Origin of the sequence: Sinomonas sp. P47F7 (assembly GCF_049332655.1) — a bacterium.
Lineage (GTDB): Bacteria > Actinomycetota > Actinomycetes > Actinomycetales > Micrococcaceae > Sinomonas.
In genome coordinates, this window is the sequence record NZ_CP186327.1 from 4,005,856 (window position 1) to 4,028,318 (window position 22,463).

General features: G+C 67.6%; 18 protein-coding genes, 3 rRNA genes and 1 pseudogene. 5 read left to right on the forward strand and 17 right to left on the reverse strand.

Going from position 1 to position 22,463, the window contains the following annotated elements:
- Positions 1-57: 57 nt before the first annotated feature.
- Entirely contained in the window at positions 58-1,230 is a 1,173-nt protein-coding gene (locus tag ACOKR1_RS18785) for an amidase domain-containing protein (RefSeq protein WP_422934414.1), read from the reverse strand.
- Positions 1,231-1,641: 411 nt separating this feature from the next.
- On the opposite strand from ACOKR1_RS18785, the gene ACOKR1_RS18790 reads away from it, so the two are divergent.
- Positions 1,642-2,268: a class I SAM-dependent methyltransferase gene (locus tag ACOKR1_RS18790; RefSeq protein WP_422934415.1), complete on the forward strand. Its 627-nt coding sequence runs from the start codon at positions 1,642-1,644 to the stop codon at positions 2,266-2,268.
- A gap of 80 nt (positions 2,269-2,348) precedes the next feature.
- Here the strand turns inward: ACOKR1_RS18790 and rrf are convergent.
- The 9 genes from rrf to ACOKR1_RS18835 all read right to left on the reverse strand — a co-directional run bounded on the left by rrf (position 2,349) and on the right by ACOKR1_RS18835 (position 10,941).
- Positions 2,349-2,465: ribosomal RNA gene (gene rrf, locus ACOKR1_RS18795) — 5S ribosomal RNA — on the reverse strand.
- 221 nt (positions 2,466-2,686) lie between these two features.
- Positions 2,687-5,805 (reverse strand): 23S ribosomal RNA (locus ACOKR1_RS18800).
- A gap of 527 nt (positions 5,806-6,332) precedes the next feature.
- Positions 6,333-7,859 (reverse strand): 16S ribosomal RNA (locus ACOKR1_RS18805).
- Together the 16S, 23S and 5S rRNA genes form the textbook arrangement of a ribosomal RNA operon.
- 475 nt (positions 7,860-8,334) lie before the next feature.
- Positions 8,335-8,964, reverse strand: coding sequence for an MBL fold metallo-hydrolase (locus ACOKR1_RS18810; RefSeq protein ID WP_422934416.1), 630 nt, complete (start codon positions 8,962-8,964; stop codon positions 8,335-8,337).
- 150 nt (positions 8,965-9,114) lie between these two features.
- Complete coding sequence (gene rpsN / locus ACOKR1_RS18815) at positions 9,115-9,420, reverse strand: 30S ribosomal protein S14 (protein ID WP_415855751.1); 306 nt, start codon at positions 9,418-9,420, stop codon at positions 9,115-9,117.
- A gap of 3 nt (positions 9,421-9,423) precedes the next feature.
- The gene (rpmG, locus tag ACOKR1_RS18820; protein ID WP_136612455.1) at positions 9,424-9,594 is read right to left on the reverse strand and encodes a 50S ribosomal protein L33; all 171 of its coding nucleotides are present in this window, start codon (positions 9,592-9,594) and stop codon (positions 9,424-9,426) included.
- Complete coding sequence (gene rpmB, locus ACOKR1_RS18825) at positions 9,594-9,830, reverse strand: 50S ribosomal protein L28 (RefSeq protein ID WP_415855750.1); 237 nt, start codon at positions 9,828-9,830, stop codon at positions 9,594-9,596. Before rpmB ends, rpmG begins: the two co-directional genes overlap by 1 nt.
- Before the next feature lie 260 nt (positions 9,831-10,090).
- Positions 10,091-10,579, reverse strand: a complete 489-nt coding sequence (locus ACOKR1_RS18830) for an SRPBCC family protein (RefSeq protein WP_422934417.1) — start codon at positions 10,577-10,579, stop codon at positions 10,091-10,093.
- The gene (locus ACOKR1_RS18835; protein ID WP_422934418.1) at positions 10,576-10,941 is read right to left on the reverse strand and encodes an ArsR/SmtB family transcription factor; all 366 of its coding nucleotides are present in this window, start codon (positions 10,939-10,941) and stop codon (positions 10,576-10,578) included. The genes ACOKR1_RS18830 and ACOKR1_RS18835 overlap by 4 nt, the downstream gene beginning before the upstream one ends.
- Positions 10,942-11,109: 168 nt before the next feature.
- Between ACOKR1_RS18835 and ACOKR1_RS18840 the strand changes: the two genes are divergently transcribed.
- Positions 11,110-13,083, forward strand: coding sequence for an acyl-CoA dehydrogenase family protein (locus ACOKR1_RS18840; RefSeq protein ID WP_422934419.1), 1,974 nt, complete (start codon positions 11,110-11,112; stop codon positions 13,081-13,083).
- On the opposite strand, the gene ACOKR1_RS18845 is transcribed toward ACOKR1_RS18840, so the two are convergent.
- Positions 13,080-14,201: an enoyl-CoA hydratase/isomerase family protein gene (locus tag ACOKR1_RS18845; protein WP_422934420.1), complete on the reverse strand. Its 1,122-nt coding sequence runs from the start codon at positions 14,199-14,201 to the stop codon at positions 13,080-13,082. The genes ACOKR1_RS18840 and ACOKR1_RS18845 overlap by 4 nt on opposite strands.
- Positions 14,198-15,055: a gamma-glutamyl-gamma-aminobutyrate hydrolase family protein gene (locus ACOKR1_RS18850; RefSeq protein ID WP_422934421.1), complete on the reverse strand. Its 858-nt coding sequence runs from the start codon at positions 15,053-15,055 to the stop codon at positions 14,198-14,200. Before ACOKR1_RS18850 ends, ACOKR1_RS18845 begins: the two co-directional genes overlap by 4 nt.
- 160 nt (positions 15,056-15,215) lie before the next feature.
- On the opposite strand from ACOKR1_RS18850, the gene ACOKR1_RS18855 reads away from it, so the two are divergent.
- The 3 genes from ACOKR1_RS18855 to ACOKR1_RS18865 are packed head-to-tail and all read left to right on the forward strand — an operon-like array spanning position 15,216 to position 19,214.
- The gene (locus tag ACOKR1_RS18855; RefSeq protein ID WP_422934422.1) at positions 15,216-17,690 is read left to right on the forward strand and encodes an enoyl-CoA hydratase-related protein; all 2,475 of its coding nucleotides are present in this window, start codon (positions 15,216-15,218) and stop codon (positions 17,688-17,690) included.
- Positions 17,687-18,274 (forward strand): FMN-binding protein, encoded by a 588-nt coding sequence (locus ACOKR1_RS18860; protein ID WP_422934423.1) that lies wholly within the window; start codon positions 17,687-17,689, stop codon positions 18,272-18,274. The genes ACOKR1_RS18855 and ACOKR1_RS18860 overlap by 4 nt, the downstream gene beginning before the upstream one ends.
- Positions 18,258-19,214: an FAD:protein FMN transferase gene (locus tag ACOKR1_RS18865; protein WP_422934424.1), complete on the forward strand. Its 957-nt coding sequence runs from the start codon at positions 18,258-18,260 to the stop codon at positions 19,212-19,214. The genes ACOKR1_RS18860 and ACOKR1_RS18865 overlap by 17 nt, the downstream gene beginning before the upstream one ends.
- 79 nt (positions 19,215-19,293) lie before the next feature.
- On the opposite strand, the gene ACOKR1_RS18870 is transcribed toward ACOKR1_RS18865, so the two are convergent.
- The 5 genes and pseudogenes from ACOKR1_RS18870 to ACOKR1_RS18890 all read right to left on the reverse strand — a co-directional run.
- Complete coding sequence (locus tag ACOKR1_RS18870; RefSeq protein WP_422934425.1) at positions 19,294-19,734, reverse strand: SRPBCC family protein; 441 nt, start codon at positions 19,732-19,734, stop codon at positions 19,294-19,296.
- A complete protein-coding gene (locus ACOKR1_RS18875) occupies positions 19,727-20,707 on the reverse strand; it encodes a TIGR03086 family metal-binding protein (RefSeq protein ID WP_422934426.1) in 981 nt (326 codons plus the stop codon). The genes ACOKR1_RS18870 and ACOKR1_RS18875 overlap by 8 nt, the downstream gene beginning before the upstream one ends.
- Before the next feature lie 24 nt (positions 20,708-20,731).
- Positions 20,732-21,073 carry an ArsR/SmtB family transcription factor gene (locus ACOKR1_RS18880; protein WP_415856998.1) on the reverse strand — a complete coding sequence of 114 codons (342 nt, stop codon included), beginning with the start codon at positions 21,071-21,073 and terminating at the stop codon, positions 20,732-20,734.
- Between the two features lie 54 nt (positions 21,074-21,127).
- A complete protein-coding gene (locus ACOKR1_RS18885) occupies positions 21,128-21,895 on the reverse strand; it encodes an SGNH/GDSL hydrolase family protein (RefSeq protein ID WP_422934427.1) in 768 nt (255 codons plus the stop codon).
- An 86-nt stretch (positions 21,896-21,981) separates the two neighbouring features.
- Positions 21,982-22,455 (reverse strand): annotated as a pseudogene (locus ACOKR1_RS18890) (MarR family winged helix-turn-helix transcriptional regulator); the annotation flags it as partial.
- Between the last annotated feature and the right edge of the window lie 8 nt (positions 22,456-22,463).

Here is a 22,463-nt window from a genome sequence, read left to right on the forward strand (position 1 = left end):
GGTGCGGAACACGCGGTCATCACGAAAAGCAGGATCCCCAAGAACCAGACGACAGGTCTACGTCCTGTGCGCCCACCACGTGGCGTTATACGGCAGATATTGGTCATAGAGGTCCCATATCAGTTGGTTGAGGGTGTCGCGGCTGTGGTAAGTGAGGTAAATTCCGTTCCGTCCGCCGGTCCACGAGTACAGAGTGACGATCATTGTGTGGTCAGGCACGTCGGCCGGTGTTGGGTCCGTCCCCCAGTGAATCTGAACAAAGTCCGCCGGACCGAGGTCGTTGAGGTAAGCGAGCTCGTAGGTGCGCCCGCTATTCAGTATGAAGTACTTAAAGTACTGTGTGTTGATCCACGACCACGATTCGACCTGCCAATCATAATACCAGTATCGCGCGTCTCCTCTGTAGCCAAGCTCCGTCATGGGCCACTGGCCGGCGAAAGCAGCCTGGGAAACGAAGTTTGTGCAGTCGCCGCCGGTGTCGTTGTACGATCGGTATTGCGGGTTGTAGTAGAAGACGTAATTGACCGCATAGTTGATCATGGCATTGTAGTCGTATCCGGCGGTGGTCATCGGACGGACTTGCCCCGGAATACCTGCATTCGACTTGGGGTCTGTGACAACTCCATTTGGCCCAGGAGTCGCTCCGCCTCGGCCGGTCGCAGGCGATCGTCTGTGTAGCTGTCGTGTGGGGGTCAATGAGATTTCGACGACAGACATCGGAAGGCCGTGCTGTTCACCGTCTAGGATCAGTTCATCGATGACCCAATCGTTGCCCTGTCGCACAAACAGCGCAGTGTGGTTTGCTTTGTATTTCGTGGTCACATTTTCCGGCCCCTTGAGGTACGACAGGACGTCGAGGCCTGTGGTCTCAGTGACCTTTGCTGTGGCGGTGGAGCCAAGATCTTCCCACGCGTCGACTGACACGCTCGAGCTTCCGGAGCTGTATGCGAATCCGTAAGTTGCGAGTCGACCCTTCCGGTTCTTTAGCTCTTGAGATGCTATGAGCCGATTGACCTTGTATTTGTCGCTCGACTTCTGATCACCCAGCTTTCGAGGTGTCCGGGAACTGTCGAGAATGAATTGGTTGCGTTCGACGATGGCTTCCAGAACGGTATCCCGGATGCCTGGCGGCGTCTGCGAATCTCTGGCGGCTTTCGCTGCTGTGGCACCAGCCAGAGCGGGCACAGCGGCGGCGGAAATAGACAGGAATGATCGACGCGGAATATCCATGGCCCCCCAGGGTGAGTGTCCACGACGCCTGCGCAGTGGACTCAACGAGGTGAGCATTTCAGTCGTTACACAAACTTGTCAATAGCTTCACGGAGCGAATTTCACATTAATTTGACTTTTGAACTGCAAGATTTCTATTCTCGATCGTTTCTCGATCGTTCCGGCGGAAGCGGCCGGGACGGCCCGTCCATCCAACTCCAAGGTGCTGGGCGTCTGGCTACTGGTTCCGACTCGGGTTCGCACAGAAGATCCTGTCAGCGCTTGACCCAAGCCTCGCTCGGCAAGTCTGTCAGGACGCGAACCGCCTCGCGCGGTCCCCGCCTAGATTGCCGGGGCGGTCCCGGCTCGGATTGACACAATCAGGAGCAGTTCCCCTCGACTCCGCCTCACTCCTGGGGTACTTTCCCGGATATGGGATGGTGGACCGAACGCGTCGTTCCGCGGATGAACGACGCCTCCCTGCGGCACTCCGATCTGGTGCCGTATCGGGTGCGCGCGTGCTCCGGGTTGCATAGATTGGTCGCGGAGCTCGGGTTCGGCAGCGGCCTGAACATCGAGCACTACCCGAAGGACGTCACGCGGATTCTGGCCGTCGAGCCATCCGACCTTGCATGGGATCTCTCCGCACCGCGACGCGCCTCGAGTCGGATCCCGGTCGAACGAGCAGGCCTCGACGGTCAGCGGCTCGACCTCGACGATGACAGCGTTGACGCGGTCCTCTCCACCTTCACCCTCTGCACCATTCCCGATCCGTCCCGCGCGCTGGCTGAGGTACACCGCGTCCTCAGGCCAGGGGGAACCTTCCACTTCCTTGAACACGGCAGTTCCCCCGAAGCGTCCGTCGCACGGTGGCAGGGCCTCTTCGAACCGCTGAATGCGAGGCTCGCTGGCAACTGCCACCTCACCCGGCAGATCGACCGGCTGGTCATCGACGCCGGCTTCCGGATGGACGAGCTCGATGCTGGCTACCTCGACATCAACGCCCCCAAGCTTCAGCGCCACGGCTTCCTGGGAACCGCGACGAAAAACGGGTCCTGACTGACACCTGCCGGATGTCCGAAGAGCCGTTAAAGGCCTGAGGGCCCCACGTCGGTGTGGGGCCCTCGGGTGGTGGTGTTGTCCGGCGGTGTCCTACTCTCCCACACCCTGGCGGGTGCAGTACCATCGGCGCTGTGGGGCTTAGCTTCCGGGTTCGGGATGGGTCCGGGCGTTTCCCCCACGCTATGGCCGCCGTAACCTGTTCTCCGCGCGCCCCCTGTGGTGGGGGTGGGGAAGTGTCGGGGTTGCGGTGTTGCGTGCTGTTCTGTTGCGGTGCTGCGGTTCTGTTGCGGTGGTGCTGTTCTGTTGCGGTGGCTGGTGCCCCCGTGGGTGCCCCGCCCGTGGTTGGGGCGGGGGGTGGGGGGTTTGTGGTCTGGGGACCGTAGAGTGGACGCGGGCAGTTCGTGTGTTGTTGTGGTGGTGTGAGGCTGTCGGCCTATTAGTACCGGTCGGCTTCGCAGGTCGTTGGTCCCTGCTTCCACGTCCGGCCTATCAACCCAGTGGTCTGCTGGGGGCCTTCAACACCAATGGTGTACGGAGATCTCATCTTGAAGCGGGCTTCCCGCTTAGATGCTTTCAGCGGTTATCCCATCCGAACGTAGCCAAGCAGCGGTGCACCTGGCGGTACAACTGCCACACCAGAGGTTCGTCCGTCCCGGTCCTCTCGTACTGAGGACAGCCCTTCTCAGATCTCCTGCGCGCGCAGCGGATAGGGACCGAACTGTCTCACGACGTTCTAAACCCAGCTCGCGTACCGCTTTAATGGGCGAACAGCCCAACCCTTGGGACCTACTCCAGCCCCAGGATGCGACGAGCCGACATCGAGGTGCCAAACCATGCCGTCGATATGGACTCTTGGGCAAGATCAGCCTGTTATCCCCGAGGTACCTTTTATCCGTTGAGCGACGGCCCTTCCACGAGGTGCCGCCGGATCACTAGTCCCGACTTTCGTCCCTGCTCGAGATGCCTCTCTCGCAGTCAAGCCCCCTTGTGCACTTGCACTCGCCACCTGGTTGCCGACCAGGCTGAGGGGACCTTTGGGCGCCTCCGTTACTCTTTGGGAGGCAACCGCCCCAGTTAAACTACCCGTCAGGCACTGTCCCTGGCCCGGATCACGGGCCGAGGTTGAGATGCCCAAAGCGACCAGAGTGGTATTTCAACGACGACTCCGCCGGCACTGGCGTGCCGGCCTCACAGTCTCCCACCTATCCTACACAAGCCGCTCCGGACACCAATACCAAACTGTAGTGAAGGTCTCGGGGTCTTTCCGTCCTGCTGCGCGTAACGAGCATCTTTACTCGTAGTGCAATTTCGCCGAGTTCGCGGTCGAGACAGCGGGGAAGTCGTTACTCCATTCGTGCAGGTCGGAACTTACCCGACAAGGAATTTCGCTACCTTAGGATGGTTATAGTTACCACCGCCGTTTACTGGGGCTTGAATTCTCCGCTTCGCCGTGAGGCTGACGGGTCCTCTTGACCTTCCAGCACCGGGCAGGAGTCAGTCCGTATACATCGTCTTGCGACTTCGCACGGACCTGTGTTTTTAGTAAACAGTCGCTTCCCCCTGGTCTCTGCGACCCCTCCCCCCTCCCAGGCGCGTGTCCTGTTCAGGGCCGGGGTCCCCCTTCTCCCGAAGTTACGGGGGCATTTTGCCGAGTTCCTTGACCGCGATTCTCTCGATCGCCTCGGTATTCTCTACCTGATCACCTGTGTCGGTTTGGGGTACGGGCGGCTAGGACCTCGCGCCGATGCTTTTCTAGGCAGCATAGGATCACCCGATCCCCCCTCGCGGGGGTCCCGTCGGACCTCGGGCACAAAAGGCCGCGGATTTCCCTGCGGCCCGCCCTGCATCCTTGGACCAGGTCAACCATCGCCTGGCCGGGCTGCCTTCCTGCGTCACACCTGTTAATGCGCTTGCCTCGCGGCCTCAGGTCCCACGCTCACCCCCGCCCGCGCCCCGAAGGGCCCCGGCAGGGGATCCGTTGGTTAGTATCGGCCGTCCGGCATGGGCGGTCCTTCGCCGGTACGGGAATATCGGCCCGTTGTCCATCGACTACGCCTGTCGGCCTCGCCTTAGGTCCCGACTCACCCAGGGCAGATTAGCTTGACCCTGGAACCCTTGATCATCCGGCGGACGGGTTTCCCACCCGTCTTTCGCTACTCATGCCTGCATTCTCACTCGTGCGGCCTCCACCCCTCGGTCACCCGGGAGCTTCACAGCCCGCACGACGCTCCCCTACCCAGCCCCACCCCTGAACCACGAAGGCTAGGGACACATGGGACTGCCGCGGCTTCGGCGGTGTGCTTGAGCCCCGCTACATTGTCGGCGCGGAATCACTTGACCAGTGAGCTATTACGCACTCTTTCAAGGGTGGCTGCTTCTAAGCCAACCTCCTGGTTGTCTCTGCGACTCCACATCCTTTCCCACTTAGCACACGCTTGGGGGCCTTAACCGGCGGTCTGGGCTGTTTCCCTCTCGACCACGGAGCTTATCCCCCGCGGTCTCACTGCTGCGCTGTATCTTGCCGGCATTCGGAGTTTGGCTGACGTCAGTAACCTGGTAGGGCCCATCGGCCATCCAGTAGCTCTACCTCCGGCAAGGAACACGCAACGCTGCACCTAAATGCATTTCGGGGAGAACCAGCTATCACGGGGTTTGATTGGCCTTTCACCCCTACCCACAGCTCATCCCCTCCATTTTCAACTGAAGTGGGTTCGGTCCTCCACGACGTCTTACCGTCGCTTCAACCTGGCCATGGGTAGATCACCCCGCTTCGGGTCTAGACCGCGCCACTGAACGCCCTGTTCAGACTCGCTTTCGCTGCGGCTCCCCCACACGGGTTAACCTCGCGACACGGCACTAACTCGCAGGCTCATTCTTCAAAAGGCACGCCATCACCCCAACAAGGAGGCTCTGACGGATTGTAGGCGCACGGTTTCAGGTACTGTTTCACTCCCCTCCCGGGGTACTTTTCACCTTTCCCTCACGGTACTAGTCCGCTATCGGTCATCGGGTAGTATTCAGGCTTATCAGGTGGTCCTGACAGATTCACACGGGATTCCTCGGGCCCCGTGCTACTCGGGGACACCCGCAAGGGCACGTGAGAGGCATTGAAGGCTACGGGACTCACACCCACTCCGGCCGGCCGTTCAAGACCGTTCGCCTATACCCACACACACCCCGGCACGCCGGCAGACGCACCAAGCAGGACCCCACAACCCCATACGCGCAACCCCTGCCGGGTATCACACGCGCACAGTTTGGCCCTCGTCCGCGTTCGCTCGCCACTACTGACGGAATCACTGTTGTTTTCTCTTCCTGCGGGTACTGAGATGTTTCACTTCCCCGCGTTCCCCCCACACCGCCTATGCGTTCAGCGGCAGGTCACCGCACATGACATGCGGCAGGGTTTCCCCATTCGGACACCCTGGGCTCACAGTCCGGTTATCGACTCCCCCAGGCTTATCGCAGATTCCCACGTCCTTCATCGGCTCCCGATGCCAAGGCATCCACCGTACGCCCTTGAAAACCTCACACCCCCACACACGGGGGCGCAACAAATCAAGGAAAAAAACCAAGAAAAAATTGCACACAGGAAAAAGCCCGAAAGGCCTCCCCCTGTAGATGCTCGCGTCCACTATACAGTTCTCAAACAACAAACCCCTGCCCCCCGCAGCACCCCGCCCACAAGGGAACGGGACCGCCAGGGGACGGGACCAGCCAGGGACTGCTGTCCCAGGACCCAACAGCGCACCACGCAACCGCACCCCCGCGCACACCCCCGGGACACGGCCCCCCACAACAGGGGGACCCACCCGGGCACGCACGCCCTCGAAGGGACACGGCCGGCCCGGCCCGGCACCCCCGCACACGCATTCCAGCACCCCCGCCGAAGCAGGGGCGCGTACTCGCGCAGCACAGGGCCACCACGGCCAGGCCACCAGGAGATGATGTTCCACCCACGAGCACCCGCCGCAGGACATCCGCCTGCGAAACGGGCTCTCACCTGCCCCACGCCAACCGGCACCCACAACGGGCACCGTGCACGGGGAGGGGCTCCTTAGAAAGGAGGTGATCCAGCCGCACCTTCCGGTACGGCTACCTTGTTACGACTTAGTCCCAATCGCCAGCCCCACCTTCGACGGCTCCCCCCACAAGGGTTGGGCCACCGGCTTCGGGTGTTGCCGACTTTCGTGACTTGACGGGCGGTGTGTACAAGGCCCGGGAACGTATTCACCGCAGCGTTGCTGATCTGCGATTACTAGCGACTCCGACTTCATGGGGTCGAGTTGCAGACCCCAATCCGAACTGAGACCGGCTTTCTGGGATTGGCTCAGCCTCACAGCATCGCAACCCTTTGTACCGGCCATTGTAGCATGCGTGAAGCCCAAGGCATAAGGGGCATGATGATTTGACGTCGTCCCCACCTTCCTCCGAGTTGACCCCGGCAGTCTCCCATGAGTCCCCACCATCACGTGCTGGCAACATGGAACGAGGGTTGCGCTCGTTGCGGGACTTAACCCAACATCTCACGACACGAGCTGACGACAACCATGCACCACCTGTGGACCGGCCCCGAAGGGAGGACGCATCTCTGCGCCTGTCCGGCCCATGTCAAGCCTTGGTAAGGTTCTTCGCGTTGCATCGAATTAATCCGCATGCTCCGCCGCTTGTGCGGGCCCCCGTCAATTCCTTTGAGTTTTAGCCTTGCGGCCGTACTCCCCAGGCGGGGCACTTAATGCGTTAGCTGCGGCGCGGAGGACGTGGAATGCCCCCCACACCTAGTGCCCAACGTTTACGGCGTGGACTACCAGGGTATCTAATCCTGTTCGCTCCCCACGCTTTCGCTCCTCAGCGTCAGTTACAGCCCAGAGACCTGCCTTCGCCATCGGTGTTCCTCCTGATATCTGCGCATTTCACCGCTACACCAGGAATTCCAGTCTCCCCTACTGCACTCCAGCCTGCCCGTACCCACTGCAGACCCGGGGTTGAGCCCCGGGCTTTCACAGCAGACGCGACAAACCGCCTACGAGCTCTTTACGCCCAATAATTCCGGATAACGCTCGCGCCCTACGTATTACCGCGGCTGCTGGCACGTAGTTAGCCGGCGCTTCTTCCGCAGGTACCCTCACCGCCGAAACGGCTTGTCCCCTGCCGAAAGGGGTTTACAACCCGAAGGCCGTCATCCCCCACGCGGCGTCGCTGCATCAGGCTTGCGCCCATTGTGCAATATTCCCCACTGCTGCCTCCCGTAGGAGTCTGGGCCGTGTCTCAGTCCCAGTGTGGCCGGTCACCCTCTCAGGCCGGCTACCCGTCGTCGCCTTGGTAGGCCATCACCCCACCAACAAGCTGATAGGCCGCGAGCCCATCCAAGACCGCACAAGGCTTTCCACCCCCCACCATGCGGCAGAGGGTACTATCCGGTATTAGACCCAGCTTCCCAGGCTTATCCCAGAGTCAAGGGCAGATTGCTCACGTGTTACTCACCCGTTCGCCACTAATCCGCACCCGAAGGCACATCATCGTCCGACTTGCATGTGTTAAGCACGCCGCCAGCGTTCATCCTGAGCCAGGATCAAACTCTCCGTCAAAAACAAAAACAGAAACACCAGGAGAAAAGGCGGAAAACCCCACCCCCAGCAATCCGATCCAAGCCGAAACCCAGCCCCAAGCACACGAGAAAGCACCCAGGACCAGGCAAACAGCCATCAAAAAAATGGCATCAAATCCAAACATGGCACGCTATTGAGTTCTCAAACAACAGGCCCCGCGGGTACATCCTCCGAGTTTCACTCGGGCTATCTTCCCGCCGAACGAGGTTCAACCTTACCGGGTCATCCGGCCGCTCGCAAATCCGCGTTTCGTTCGAATTCGAAGGCTGAGTTTTATCCGGATCATCCGATATTCTCTTCGGCCTAGCTGGGCAGAACCCGGCACGGCGAATTGAGCTTCGGATTTGATCGGGATTTTGTCGCCTCACCCAGCTGGGCGGGCAACCTGATCAACAGTACACGGGCGAGGGCGGCCCTGCAACTCGCCCTACGCGACCACGCGACGCGCCGCCGCCTAGAGCGCCTTGAGCTCCCGCACCCGCCCGTGGCCAGGGCAAAACCACCGCGCACCGAGGCCTGCGATGAGCCGCTCGGACGCGAGCGCCTGCGTCGGGTCGCTCGTCAAGAAGCCGGGCAATTGCCGGAACCCATGGTCGGTGCCGAGGACCGCATCCCCGGCGAACACCACGTCGCCGAAGGTAAAGGCCATGTGCCCCGGCGTGTGTCCCGGCGTCGCGAGACAGGTCACCCCGGGGAACGGTTCCTCACCGCCGTCCAGCAGTGACAGCCCCTTCGTGAAGGGGCCGGGGTGCCACCGGCCGAGGAGCCGGCGATACGCCGTCGATGCCCGGCGCGTTCCATCCATGACCTCGGCATCAGCGCGTCCGAGCCACACCGCGGCGCCCGTGGCCGCCTGAACCTTGGGGGCGGCGCCCACGTGGTCGATGTCCGCATGCGTCACGAGGATGTCAGTGACCTTGTCGAGGAGCCCGTTCCGCCTGAGCTCCCCGATGACGGAGCCCGCGTCCCACGGCATGCCGGGATCGATGAGGGCGGCTCGGCTCGTGTCCCCCGCAAGCACCACGTAGGCATTGGCTCCCGCGCCCCGCGAAAGCCGGAAGACGGACGGGTAGACGCTCTGCATGAGTCCCATGCTGGCGGTTCGACGGCCCGGTTGGAAGAGTGCGCGGGAAAGGCAAGGACGCCGCAGGGGCGGCACCCACTATGGGTGCCGCCCCTGCGGACGGGTGGCGAGCAGCGCTGACCAGCGCGGCTCAGCAAGCGAGCGTGCCGCTTACCAGGACGACTTCGTGACGCCCGGAAGCTCACCGCGGTGCGCCATGTCGCGGAAGCGCACGCGGGAGATGCCGAACTTCTGGAACGTGCCGCGCGGGCGGCCGTCGATCTGGTCGCGGTTACGGAGGCGCACCGGCGAAGCGTCGCGGGGAAGCTTCTGCAGGCCGAGGCGGGCGGCCTCGCGCGCCTCGTCCGACGCGTTCTCGTCGACGAGGGTCTTCTTGAGCTCCGCACGCCGCGCGGCGTAGCGCTCAACGATGACCTTGCGCTGCTCGTTACGGGCAATCTTGGACTTCTTGGCCATGGTTTAGCGCTCCTCTCGGAACTCGACGTGCTTGCGGACGACCGGATCGTACTTCTTCATGACGAGACGATCGGGGTCGTTCCGGCGGTTCTTGCGGGTCACGTACGTGAACCCAGTCCCCGCGGTGGACTTGAGCTTGATGATCGGACGGGCGTCCTTATCCTTCTTGGCCATCAGAGCTTCACTCCCTTCGCAAGGAGCTCGGCAACGACGGAATCGATGCCACGCACGTCGATGGTCTTGATGCCGCGCGCCGAGAGCGTGAGGGTCACGTTACGGCGAAGGGACGGCACCCAGTAGCGCTTCTTCTGAATGTTCGGGTCGAACCGACGCTTGGTGCGGCGGTGCGAGTGCGAGATCGAGTGACCGAATGAGGGCTTCGCCCCGGTCACCTGGCAATGTGCTGCCACGGTTCGCTCCTCCAAGTTGTAGTCAACAGTTGCAGTAAAAATGACGGTCCGCAGATGCGTCCCGTCACCTTGATGCACCGTAGTTCTGCAGCTTTCCGGAGGGTTACCAGGCGGGGTGAGAGCCAGCCGAAGTTCCTCGCCGCGGGTTGGACGGTGTCTTCAGTGCCGAGAGTGGATTCCACTGCATACGACAGCGTTAAATACTAGGCCCCGCTGGAGAGGCCCGCAAATCCGGCCTCGCGGCACCCGTCATGGGGCGGCTAGACCTCGCGCGCCACGCCGTGGGCCTCGGCGGCCACCTCGGCCAGGCGGCGGAACATGTGCCCCCCCCAACCACCGCCCATGATCTTGCGCGCCATCTGGTCGCCCGGGTGATCCGCGCGGAAGCCGGCCTGGACCAGGCTGAGGCGAGTCCCGCCGTCGTACGCCTCGAGCCGGAAGGTGACGGTGGTCTTCATGTCATTCTCCGGCGACTCGTCCGCCCAGGAGATCACGAGCTGCTCGGGCTCACGCACCTCGAGAACCTCGCACGCGATGATTCCGGAGAAGCGCGTTGCGGGGATCGGGTCGGTGCGGAACGTGAAGCGGTGGCCCATGATCGGCGCGAAGTCGTTGGGCATGAGCCACTGGGCCAGGAGCTCGGGAGTCGTGAGGGCGCGCCAGACGACGGCGGGCTCGTGCGGGAGGAAATCGACGACGCGGATGACAGTGGGGTCGTTGACGCCCGAAGTGGGATCTGTCTCGGTCATGGGAGGTGGCCTTTCGCTGAAGGGGACGTTGGTGGGTGGGCCTCGAGGACCGCGGCGAGCCGGGACACCCGGCCGCGCCAGAACTGTTCGTAGGGCTCGAGCCACTCGCGCAGGAGCGCGAGCGGCTCCGGGGTCAGGGAGTAGAAGCGATGACGGCCGGCCTGCCGCTCGGCAACGAGTCCGACGGCGCGCAAGACCTTGAGATGCTCGGCGACGCTCGGGCGTGCCATGGCGTAGCGGTCCGCGAGGGACTGCGCGGTCTCGGGGCCGTCGAGCAGCGCCGACAGCAGGTCCCGGCGGACCGGATGCGAGAGCGCCGCGAACACGTGGTCCGTGGGCGTCTCCTTGGTCTGTCGGGGCACGCCTTCACGATACGTAGGAAATTTCCTACATGTCAACCCGACCCCTTCAGGCCCGAACCCCTCCGGGCCCGGAACCTCCCTACCGGCCAGTAGGACCCGGGAGTAGCATGGAATGACAGCTGAAGGGTCACCGGCCCGCGGCGGCCCCAGGGGACCAAGGGGACTGCCATGACCACGGACACGACCAGTTCGGGAACCTACGCCGCGAGCCAGGAGCCGGGCTGGGACGAATCGCGGGCAGTCGCCGAAGCGAGCCGCGAGACCGAATGGAAGCGTCCGAGCTTCGCCAAGGCCCTCTACCTCGGCGACTTCCAGTGGGGCCTCATCTACCCGCCGCCCGTCCCACCCGCCGAGGCGATCGCCGAGGGTGAGGAGTTCCTCCGCAAGGTCGAGGAGCTCGCGCGCACCCTCGACGGCGCGCGCATCGAGTCCGAGGACCGGATCCCCGACGAGTACCTCCGCGCCCTCGCGGAACTCGGCGTGTTCGGCATGAAGATCCCCAAGGAATATGGTGGGCTGGGCCTCACGCTCGCGTACTACGGCCGGGCACTCATGGTCCTCGGCTCGGTGCACCCGAGCGTGGGGGCCCTCCTCTCCGCGCACCAGTCGATCGGCGTCCCCGAGCCCGTCAAGATGTTCGGCACCGACGCCCAGAAGCACGAGTACCTGCCGCGCTGTGCCGCGGGCGCCGTGACGGCCTTCCTGCTCACCGAACCTGACGTGGGCTCCGACCCCGCGCGACTGACGACGACGGCGCAGCTCGCCGAAGACGGCAAGAGCTACGTTCTGGACGGCTCCAAGCTCTGGACGACCAACGGGGTGATCGCCGAACTCGTGGTCATCATGGCCAACGTCCTTCCCCACGACGCCGCCGGCGACATCCCGGCGGGCAAGGGCGGGATCACGGCCTTCGTGGTCGAGATGGACTCGCCCGGCATCACGGTCGAGAACCGCAACCAGTTCATGGGCCTCAGGGGCCTCGAGAACGGTGTGACGCGTTTCGACACCGTGCGGGTACCCGCCGAGCAGCGCGTGGGCCGCGAGGGCCAGGGCCTCAAGATCGCGCTCACAACCCTCAACACCGGCCGCCTCTCCATCCCGGCGCTGTGCGCGGGCGGCGCGAAGTGGTCGCTCAAGATCGCGCGCGAATGGTCCGGCGTGCGCGTCCAGTGGGGCCGGCCCATCGGGCAGCACGAGGCCGTGGGCAAGAAGATCGCGTTCATCGCGGCCACGGCCTTCGCGCTCGAGGCCGTCTTCGAGCTCTCCGCGGCCCTCGCGGACGCCGGCATGAAGGACGTCCGCATCGAGGCGGCGCTCGCGAAGCTGTGGGCGAGCGAGATGGCGTACAAGGTCGCGGACGAACTCCTCCAGATCCGCGGCGGGCGCGGCTACGAGACGGCGGCGTCGCTCCGGGCCCGCGGCGAGCGCGGCGTGCCCGCCGAGCAGCTCGTGCGCGACCTCCGGATCAACCGCATCTTCGAGGGCTCGACCGAGATCATGCAGCTGCTCATCGCCCGCGAAGCCGTCGACGCCCATCTGGCCGCCGCGGGCAGCCTCGCGCGCGCCGACGCGAGCCTCTCCGAGAAGGCCAAGGCCGCCCGCGAGGCCTCGGGCTTCTACGCACGCTGGCTCCCCGGCCTCTTCGCGGGCCCCGGGATGGATCCGCGCGCGTTCCGCGAGTTCGGGCCCCTCGGGAAGCACTTGCGCTACGTCGAGCGGGCGTCGCGGCGGCTCGCGCGCCACACGTTCGCGGGCATGGGCCGCTGGCAGGCCGGGCTCGAGCACCGGCAGGCCTTCCTGGGCCGCGTCGTTGACATTGGCGCTGAACTGTTCGCGATGTCGGCCGCGTGCAGCTGGGCGGAGCACCTCCGGACCACCGGGGCGCCCGGGGGCTCGAACGGGCGCGATCTTGCCGACGCGTTCTGCGAGCAGTCACGCCTCCGGGTCGAGGCGCTCTTCGACGCGCTCTGGGTCAACACCGACCCCGGCGACCACGGGATCACGAAGCGCGTCCTCGCGGGCGACTTCGCGTGGCTCGAGGCGGGCGTCCTCGACGCCTCCGAGGGGACCGGGCCATGGATTGCCGAGCGGACGGCCGGCCCGACCGACAAGCCGGACGTCCGGCGACGAGTCCGGTCCTAGGCGTTCACGGAGGGACGCGGCTCGAACGCGGCTGCGACCTCTTCCGGGTCCACGTCCTCGATCCGCGACGGCTCCCACGCGGGCGCGCCGTCCTTGTCGATCAGCAGCGCCCGCACGCCCTCGCGGAAGTCGCTGCGCGTGATGAGCGCCTCCCCGAGCGCAAGGTCCTGGGCCAGGACCGCCTCGAGGGAGCCGAGCTTGGGCGAGCGGCGCAGGGCCGCGAGGGTCACCGCGACGGAGAACGGGCACATTTTCCGCAGCTCGTCGAGCGCCGCACCGGCCGCTTCGGAGGCCGCACCACCGTGAGCGGCAAGCTCGGCGAGCCGCGTGGCGATCTCGGCCGCGGACTCGCCCGCGTACGCGTCGTCGATCCACTCCCGCTCCCCGGCGAGCGCCGCGGGCGGAGGCTCGACCGCGAAGGAGGCAACGACGTCGTACGCCCAGCTGGGCTGCCCAACGTCCCCTCCTCGGCCACCCTCCGCTCCTCGGCCACCTTCCGCTCCCGCGAGCGCAGAGCTCGCCTCGGCGAGCGCGCCCACGAGCTCGTCGAGGCGCTCTGACGGGACCATGGCGTCCGCCCATCCGAGCAGGATCGCGTCCGCTCCCCCGGCCTGCCCGGACGTGAGGCACAGGTGCGTGCCGAGCTCGCCGGGGGCGTTCGCGAGGAGGAGGCTCATGCCGACATCGGGCGTGAAACCGATGCGCGTCTCCGGCATCGAGACGAGGGTCCGCTCCGTCACGACGCGCACCGAGCCCGAGGCGCGCGGCGCATGGGCCGAGATCCCGAGCCCGCCGCCCATCGTGATCCCGTCCATGAGCGGGAGGTAGGGCTTGGGGTAGCGGCCGATCAGGTCGTTGAGCCGATACTCCTCGGTCCAGAAGCGCACGGCGTCGGCGTCGGACCCGCGGAAGAGCGCGCGCACGTCGCCCCCGGCGCACAGCCCGCGCTCGCCCCCGCGCACGACGACGGCGCGCACCTCGGGCGCGTCGGCCCACGCGAGCAGGTGCCGCTCGAGGGCGAGCACCATGCCGAGGTCAAGGGAGTTGAGGGCCCGCGGGCGGTCGAGGGTGAGGATGCCGAGGCCGCCGCGGACCTCGGCGAGGATGTGCTCGCTCATCGGGTGGTGACCTCCTGGGTCTGCTGCTGGGCGGCTGACGGAGCCATGGGGGAACCGGCCTCCCGGCACGCCGCCACGAACGCGCTCATGACGGCGTCGAGCTGGGCGGGGTCCGTCTGGGGGTCCTCGGGGTGCCACTGCACGGCGACGAGCCACCGGGCGGGATCCGCCGACTCGAGGGCCTCGATGACGCCGTCCGGCGCGGTCGCGGCGACGCGAAGCCCAGGGGCGACCCGCGCGGCGGCCTGATGGTGGCCAGAGACGACCGTCGCCGTGGCGCCGAGCGCTTCCGCAAGCCGGGTGCCCGGCTCGATCGCGACGCCGTGGAGGACCATCGGTCCCGTCGGATCGGCGTGGTTGCGATGGATGCCCTCCGCGCCGAGGTTCTCCGCGCCGACGCCCTCGAGACAGTCAAGGTCCTCATGCAGGCTCCCGCCGAGCGCCACGTTGATGATCTGCAGGCCGCGGCAGATGCCGAGCACGGGCCGACCCGTCTCGAGCGCCTGGAGGATCGCCGAGGCCTCGAACGCGTCCGCGTTCGCGTCGACGCCGGAGATCGCGGGGTGGCCGGGGTCGCCGTCGTACAGGACGGGGTCAACGTCTCCGCCGCCCATGACGAGCAGGCCGTCCCACGCGGCATCGGCGGCCAGGAGGGTGGCCGCTAGCAGCGGGTCCGCGGCGTCGAGGACCGTCACGGTGCCTCCCGCGCGCTCGACGGCCGCGGCGGCGCCGCGCGTCAAGGCTTCGAGCTCGGCGTGGAACCACGCCTCGTGTGAGGGGGCTGTGTCCGCCCACGTGACCGCGATGCGCGGCGAGTTGGGCGCGGCGTCCCTGGGCGCCGTCGTCGTTGCCATGGGCTCAGCCTAGCCGTGTTCCCGAGGTCGATCAGGCCCGGCGGCGTTCGGCAGCCGAACGCGGACAATTCACGCGAGAGCGGACCTAACAACGCGGCGAAACGTGCGCTCTCGCGGTTGAGGTGAGCTCTCGCAGGTACAGGGCGGTAGCCTGTGCCCCATGGACTTCGGCAGCTTCGAGACCCTGACCATCGAGACGTCCAACGGCGTCGCCACCGTGACCATCAACCGCCCCGAAGCACTCAACGCCCTCTCCGGCAAAGTCGTCGAAGAGCTCGCGAAGGTGTGCGAGGTGCTCAACAATGTGGGCGGCTCCGGCCTCGCGAGTCAGGCCGGCGCGGCGGCCGCGCCTGGCTCCGGTCCGGCGGCCGACGGCGCGTGGCAGGTCCGCGGCGTCATCCTCACCGGCGCGGGCGGCAAGGCGTTCGTGGCGGGAGCCGACATCCGTGAGCTCACCGCCATGAACCCGGACGAGGGCGAGTTCTATGGGCGGTCGATGCACGCCGTGACGCTCGCCCTCGAGGCCCTCCCGGTCCCCGTCATCGCGTGCGTGGACGGCTACGCGCTGGGCGGCGGCTGCGAGCTGGCCCTCGCGGCGGACTTCATCTACGCGAGCGAGCGCGCCCAGTTCGGCCAGCCCGAGGTGAATCTGGGCCTCGTCCCGGGCTTCGGCGGCTCCGTGCGGCTCCAGCAGCGCGTGGGCCTCGGGATGGCCCGCGAGCTCATCTACACGGGCCGCCGCATCGACGCGCACGAGGCGTACCGGCTGGGCCTGGTCAACCGTGTCCTGGCGAACCGCGAGGAGCTCCTCGCCGCGGCCGCCGAGACGATCGGCGAGATCGCCGCGAAGTCGCCCACCGCCGTCGCGCTGTCAAAGCGAGCCATCAACGAGGCGACCGGGCGACCGACGGCGGAGGGACTCGACGCGGAGGCACGCGCCTTCCGTGCGGCGTTCGGCACGGAGGACATGCGCGAGGGCACCGACGCGTTCATCAACAAGCGCCAGGCGGTCTTCCCGGGCGGTAGGCCGCGCCGGCCGCCCGCGGGCGGCGGCGCGTGGCCGCCGCCCGCGCCGGCCGCCGCGGCGGGCTGCGGCTCCAGGGCTGGCAGCCCCCGGCTCGTCGATACCCGTCTCCCAAATCCCACATTCTGCCTCAAGCACCGTCACAGCAGAACGACAGGACGGGCCACGAGAGTTGTCCGCATGACGACAGCTCTCCGCTCCACCGATGGGCCCTCGACGCCGCCGCATCCGGGGCCGGGCGCCGCGCTGGCCCGCGACCTCCGCAAGCGCGGGCGCCGTCGTCTGCTCCGCGAGGACACGCTCACGGTGCTGGCCTGGGCATCGGGGGCGGCCGCCGTCGCGCTCTATCTCGCCGACGGCGGCGCGGGCCAGTTCAACAGCCCAAGCCCCGCGCTCACGGGCATCGGCGTCATCGCGGGCCTCATCGGCACGGACCTCGTGCTCGTCATGCTGCTGCTCGCGGCGCGCATCCCGCTGATCGACAACGCGATCGGCCACGACCGGGCGATGGCGGTGCACGGGAAGCTCGGCAAGCCCGCCCTGTATCTGATCCTCGCTCACATGGTCTTCCTCCTGCTGGGCTACGGCATGGCGGACGGGCTCAACCCGATCGCCGAGGGCGTCTCGATGTGGGTCAACCTGCCGGACATGTGGCTCGCGTTCATCTCGATCGTGCTGTTCATCGCCGTGGTCGTGACCTCCCTCGTGGCCGTGCGGCGGCGCTTCCCGTACGAGTTCTGGTACGTGGTGCACCTGCTCACCTACGCGGCCGTGCTCACGGCCCTCCCCCACCAGTTCAGCGTGGGCGGCCTCTTCGCCGACGGGCAGTGGCAGCGCTGGTACTGGGTCGCGTTCTACGTCCTGGTCCTCGCGGCCCTGCTCCGCTACCGCATCTGGGCCCCGATCGCACTCACCCTCCGCCACCAGCTCACCGTCCAGCGCGTGGTCCCGGCGGGCGACGGCGCCGTGAACGTCGAGCTCACGGGCCTGCGGCTTGAGGAGTTGGCCGGCTCGGGCGGGCGGTTCTTCATCTGGCGCTTCCTGGCGCCGGGCCTGTGGTGGCACCACCACCCCTTCAGCCTCTCCGCGGACCCCGCCGCGGGGCGCCTGCGGATCACCGTCCGCAACCTGGGGAGGGGCAGCGCCTCGCTCATGGCCGTCCAGCCCGGGACGAAGGTCTCGATCTCGGGCCCCTACGGCCTCTTCGGCCACGCGGCCCGCACGCGGGCCGGCCTCGTGCTCGTGGGGTCCGGGATCGGCATCACCCCGCTGCGGGCCATCCTCGAACGGGCCGAGTTCGAGCCCGGACAGGCCACCGTGATTCTCCGGGCCTCGACGCCCGAGACCCTGTATCTCCGCGACGAAATCGCCGCACTGTGCCGGCAGAGAGGAGCAGCCATGTACGAGCTCGTGGGCCACCGGGCCCGCAGCGGCAACACGTGGCTTCCCCGCCACCAGACCGGGCTGCGGCTCGCCGACTACGTGGCCAACCTCTCCGGCTCCGACGTCTACGTGTGCGGCCCGAACAAGTGGGCCGAATCCGTCATGGCCGACGCCAAGGCCACGGGGCTCGCCGACGCGCAGCTCCATCGCGAAAGGTTCGACTGGTGAGGGCCCGGGCAGCGGCTGCCGCGGCGCTCGCGTCCGCCGGGATCCTCGCGGCGGGCTGGCAGGCCGGGGCGCAGGCCATCGAGGCCTCGAGCGCGGCGGGGGTCGCGAAGACCGGCACGGACGCCGGGACCGGCGCGGCCGGCACCGCGAGCGCGGGAGGCTCGGCCGCCTCCGCGGGGTCGGGCAGCGCCAACTCCGGTTCTTCGAGCTCCGGTTCCGCGAACTTCGGTTCCGCCAACTCCGGTTCCGCCAGCGGGACCGGGGGGTCGAGCGGGAGCCAGGGGTCGTCGTCGTCCGCTGGCCTCAAGGCCGGGACGTTCACGGGCCCCAGCGAAGACACGCGCTTCGGCTCGGTCCAGGTGCAGATCGTCGTGGCCGGCGGGAAGATCACGGACGTCAAGTCCCTGCATCTCACGGACGCCGAGCGCCGCTCCCAGATGATCAGCGCGTACGCCGCGCCGATCCTGCGCACGGAGGTGCTCAAGGCCCAGTCGGTCAGCGTGGACACCGTGAGCGGCGCGACCATCACCTCGGACGCATACCTCTCCTCGCTCCAAGGAGCCCTCGATGCTGCCCATGCCTGATCCGCAGCCAGCACCCGCGGCTCCGCGCGCCGCGGGCGAGCCCGTCCTGAAGGCGCGCACGTTCCTCGCGATGGGGACGGTCGTGAGCCTGACGGTCGCGTTCCCCGGGAGCCACCGCGACGACGCGATGGATCGGCTCGACGCCGCCTCGCGCGTCATCGAGGAGGACTTCGAGGCGCTCGAGGAGCGTTTCAGCCTGTTCCGGGACGACTCCGAGGCGAGCGCCGTGGCGCGCGGCGTCCTGCGGCTCGCCCACGCGAGCCCGCTCCTGCGCGCGTATTACGCCGAGGCGGTCGACTGGCGGCGCCGCACGCTCGGCGCGTTCACGGCCGAGCGGCCCGACGGCGTCCTCGACCTCAGCGGCCTCGTCAAGGGCCGCGCGATCGCCGAGGCGGGCTGCTCGCTCGCCGCGCTCGGCCTGCACCACTGGTGCCTCAATGCTGGCGGCGACGTGCTGGTCTCGGGCACGCCGACGCCTGGCCCGGCGGCGTCCGCCTCCACGGACGAACGCGGGCACCGAGCCACGGGCGGGAAGGCTGCCCGCCCGTGGCTCGCGGGGATCGTCGACCCGGCGGACCGGCGCACGCTGCTGGGCGCCTATCCGCTGGGCGACGCCCCCGCTTCCGTGAACCCCGCTGCGGCTTCGGGCTCAGAGGAGCGACCCACGACGTCGGGTGCTCGCCTCGCGCTCGCGACGTCCGGGAGCGCCGAGCGCGGCGACCACATCTGGGCCGCGGGCGGCACGCGTCCCGAGTTCGTCCAGGTGAGCGTCGCCGCCGCGGACATCGTGACGGCAGACGTGCTCGCGACCGCGATCGTCGCGGGCGGGCGCGAAATGCTGGATCACGCGACCACCCAGTGGGACATCGACGTGCTCGCCGTCAAGCGCGACGGCGGCCTCCTCGCCACGCGCGGCTTCCGGGCCCCGCGCGCGGCCTGACGTCGCGGGGCCTGACGTCGCGCTGCCTGACGTCGCGGGGCCTGACGTCGAGCAGCCCGGGGATCCCCGGGCGCCGGCGCTAGACCTGGCGCTCGAGGATCTCCTTGAGCCGTGCGAGGTCCTTGACGTTCGCGCGCCGCATCATCGACGCCATGAACGGCGCCGCCACCGCCGCGAAGCCGCTCGGCTCCCCCGCGTTGCGGAGGGTCATGACGGTGCCGCCCTCGCCGTCGTCCATCCACGTGTACGTGGTGCGCATGGGGAACGGGCCCTGCGCCGTGGCCATGACGAGCAGCTCGCCGGGGACGTACTCCTCGACGCGATACGTATAGGCGAGGTCCCGGCCGAGGAAGCGGGCCACGAACTCGACCTCGCTGCCCACCGCGAGTGGCTTCGGCGTGCGCCACACTGCTGAGGCGATGTTGACGTACCACTCGGGCGCGGTGTCGGGATCCGCCGCGTACGCTGCGACGTCCACTCTGGGCCGCCGGATGACCTCCGACGTCAGGACGTCAACCACGGACGGGCACCCGACCCGTGAACGCGACGAGGCGATCGAGGGCGTGCGCCGACTCCTCGACGATCGTCGCGTCCGCGAACGAGCCGCCAGCGCGGACCTGGTCCGAGATCGTGGCCTTCGCGAGGCCCAGGACGTACTCGGAGACCTCGGCCGAGACGTCGAGCTTGCGGCCGAGGGCCGTCGCGTAGTCCCACGCGTGGACCAGGAGCTCGAGGTTGAGGATGTTCGCCACGAACGCCGCGGGGAGGACCGCGAAGCCCATGTCGAGCTCGCCCTCGAGGCCGTGGCGGGCGAAGGCCTCGAGCGTCGGCTCGGCGACGGCGGCGATGCGCAGCTCGGTGGGGGCGGCGGCGTCATCCTCGGGGAGCGCGACGCCGAGCGCCGTGCCGATCCCCGTGATGCTGCCGCGGAGGTGGTTCGTGAGCGCGGCGACGTCGAAGTCCTCGCACGGCGTGGCCAGGCCCAAGGCCTCGGGGCCGACGGCGGTGAGCACCCGAGAGAGGACGGCCCACGAGGCGTCGGCGCTCTTGACCTGATCGAAGTCCCCGGGCATGCCCCACGCGTCGAGCCCGGCGTCGCCCGTCTCGACGAGCGCGACGAGGCGGTCGAGGTAGTGGTTCCAGCCCTCGGCGTGGCCGGCCTCCTCCTCCGGGCTCAGACCGGCGTGGACGAGCGTGACGTTCGTGCCGCCGTCGGTCGGCTCGAGCGTGATGGTGACCTCCGAGGATCCGGGGCTGACCTCCTCGCTGCCCTCCCAGCCCCAGCCGAACGCGACGCGGCGGCCCGGCTCGAGCTCGGTGACGGTCCCGCCGGCGTAGGCGCCGGGGACGACGGTCCAGCGGTAGTCGCCGCCGGCGCGGAGGTCGACGCGCGCGGAGATGGTCATCCAGCGGCGGAGGCGCTCGGGCTGCGTGACGAGGTCGAAAGCCTGGTCCGGCGTGACGGGGAGGTAAACGGTCTTCGAGTACGGCATGACGGTCCCTTCGGGATGGGTCGGTTACGGAAGCTGGGGGTCGGGGGGCTGCGCGGCAGGTGGTGACGATCTCGCGAACGCCTCGGCGTCCGCCACGAGCAGGTCGAGCTCTTGGGTCCAGAACACAGCCACCTGCTCACGCAGCCGGGCCATGCCGTCCGGCGAGAGGCGGTAGAGCCTGTTCCTGCCGTCCTTGCGGGCCTCGACGAGACCCACCTCCTCGAGCAGGAGCAGGTGCTGCGAGATGGCCGAACGCGAAACGGTGAAGTGTTCGGCGAGCGGCGTCACCGAGCGCTCCCCTGCCGCGAGCAGCTGGAGGAGGCGGCGGCGGTTCGGTTCCGCTGCGACTTCCAGGAGATCGGCCATGTGAATACGTTAGCGTTTGCTAACGCGTTATGGCAAGGTTGCTGTGGAATCCGGCTAGAAGCGCGTGAAGTCCGCGTACTTCGGGCTCATGCCGTCGCCCGACGAGCGGCCCGTGAGGCGGCGCATGATCCACGGGCCGGCGAACTCGCGCGCCCACGTCGCGTTGGCCCGGAACTGCCCGAGCAGATTCAGGCTCGGCAGCGCGGGGGCCTCGGGAACGTCCGCGAGACCCTCGTGCTCGAGCACGCTCAACACCCGGTTGGCCATCGTCGCGTGGCCGAGCGCCGACATGTGCAGGCGGTCCGCGGCCCACATGCGCCAGTCCTGGAACTCGTGGAAGCGCCAGTAGTCCACGAGCGTGGCACCACGGCGGTCCGCGATCCACCGGACCTGCTCGTTGTAGATCGCGGTGCGTCCGCGCATCGCGCCGAAGACCTTCGACGCTCCCGCATCGAAGCCCGTGAACATCAGCACGCGGGCCCCGGAGCTCCGAAGTCGCGCGATCGCGGCGTCGTACTCCTCGAGCAGCGCGTCGATGTCGACCTTGGGGCGGAGGATGTCGTTCGCCCCCGCGTACACCGTGACGAGCGTCGGGCGGAGAGCGAGCGCGGGCTCGAGCTGCTCGGCAAGGACCTGCCGGAGCTTCTTGCCGCGAATGGCCAGGTTGGCGTACCCGAAGCCTTCGTCAGCGGTCTGGAGCTGCTCCGCGACGCGATCGGCCCAGCCGCGGACGCCATTCGGGCGCGCGGGGTCGGGGTCGCCGACACCCTCCGTGAACGAATCGCCCAAGGCGACCCAGCGCGCGGTGAACTCGCCGCTCATGCCGCGCTCCCGCCGTCGTGCGCGGTGCCCGTGCCCTCCCCGGGCCCGCGCCGCTCGGGGCGCGGGAGCTCCGGATCGCGGGCCACGTCGCGGAAGATCCAGGAGCTGCAGTCGAGCTGGGCCACGATCTTCTCGGCGATGTCGGCGAGGTGCCGCGTGTCCTCGGCGTCGAGCCCGTCGAAGACCATCTGGCGCACGCGCTCCACGTGCACGGGGGCGAGCTCGACGATGGTCTCCCATCCGAGGTCGGTGAGGTGCGCCGTCGTGACGCGCGCGTCGTCGGGCGAGGGCTGCCGGTTGATCCACCCGCGGTTCTCGAGCTTCGACACCACGTGGGAGAGCCGCGAAAGCGACGCCGACGTGCGGGCCGCGAGCTCCTTCATCGGGAGGGAGCGGCCCTGGGCCTCGCTCAGCATCGCGAGCACGTTGTAGTCGAAGAGGGAGAGCTTCCCGAGCGCTGTCAGGTGGGCGTCGAGGGCCGCCGGGAGGAGGGTCGTCACGCCCAGAATGGCGAGCCAGGCCCTGCGCTCCTCGGCGGTCAGCCAGCGGGGTTCCGTCACGAACATCA

Coding starts and splice junctions, on each gene's coding strand:
- ACOKR1_RS18785 (WP_422934414.1), bottom strand. CDS start 1,230: ATGGATATTCCGCGTCGATCATTCCTGTCTATTTCCGCCGCCGCTGTG.
- ACOKR1_RS18790 (WP_422934415.1), top strand. CDS start 1,642: ATGGGATGGTGGACCGAACGCGTCGTTCCGCGGATGAACGACGCCTCC.
- ACOKR1_RS18810 (WP_422934416.1), bottom strand. CDS start 8,964: ATGCAGAGCGTCTACCCGTCCGTCTTCCGGCTTTCGCGGGGCGCGGGA.
- rpsN (WP_415855751.1), bottom strand. CDS start 9,420: ATGGCCAAGAAGTCCAAGATTGCCCGTAACGAGCAGCGCAAGGTCATC.
- rpmG (WP_136612455.1), bottom strand. CDS start 9,594: ATGGCCAAGAAGGATAAGGACGCCCGTCCGATCATCAAGCTCAAGTCC.
- ACOKR1_RS18830 (WP_422934417.1), bottom strand. CDS start 10,579: ATGACCGAGACAGATCCCACTTCGGGCGTCAACGACCCCACTGTCATC.
- ACOKR1_RS18840 (WP_422934419.1), top strand. CDS start 11,110: ATGACCACGGACACGACCAGTTCGGGAACCTACGCCGCGAGCCAGGAG.
- ACOKR1_RS18845 (WP_422934420.1), bottom strand. CDS start 14,201: ATGAGCGAGCACATCCTCGCCGAGGTCCGCGGCGGCCTCGGCATCCTC.
- ACOKR1_RS18850 (WP_422934421.1), bottom strand. CDS start 15,055: ATGGCAACGACGACGGCGCCCAGGGACGCCGCGCCCAACTCGCCGCGC.
- ACOKR1_RS18855 (WP_422934422.1), top strand. CDS start 15,216: ATGGACTTCGGCAGCTTCGAGACCCTGACCATCGAGACGTCCAACGGC.
- ACOKR1_RS18865 (WP_422934424.1), top strand. CDS start 18,258: ATGCTGCCCATGCCTGATCCGCAGCCAGCACCCGCGGCTCCGCGCGCC.
- ACOKR1_RS18875 (WP_422934426.1), bottom strand. CDS start 20,707: ATGCCGTACTCGAAGACCGTTTACCTCCCCGTCACGCCGGACCAGGCT.
- ACOKR1_RS18880 (WP_415856998.1), bottom strand. CDS start 21,073: ATGGCCGATCTCCTGGAAGTCGCAGCGGAACCGAACCGCCGCCGCCTC.
- ACOKR1_RS18885 (WP_422934427.1), bottom strand. CDS start 21,895: ATGAGCGGCGAGTTCACCGCGCGCTGGGTCGCCTTGGGCGATTCGTTC.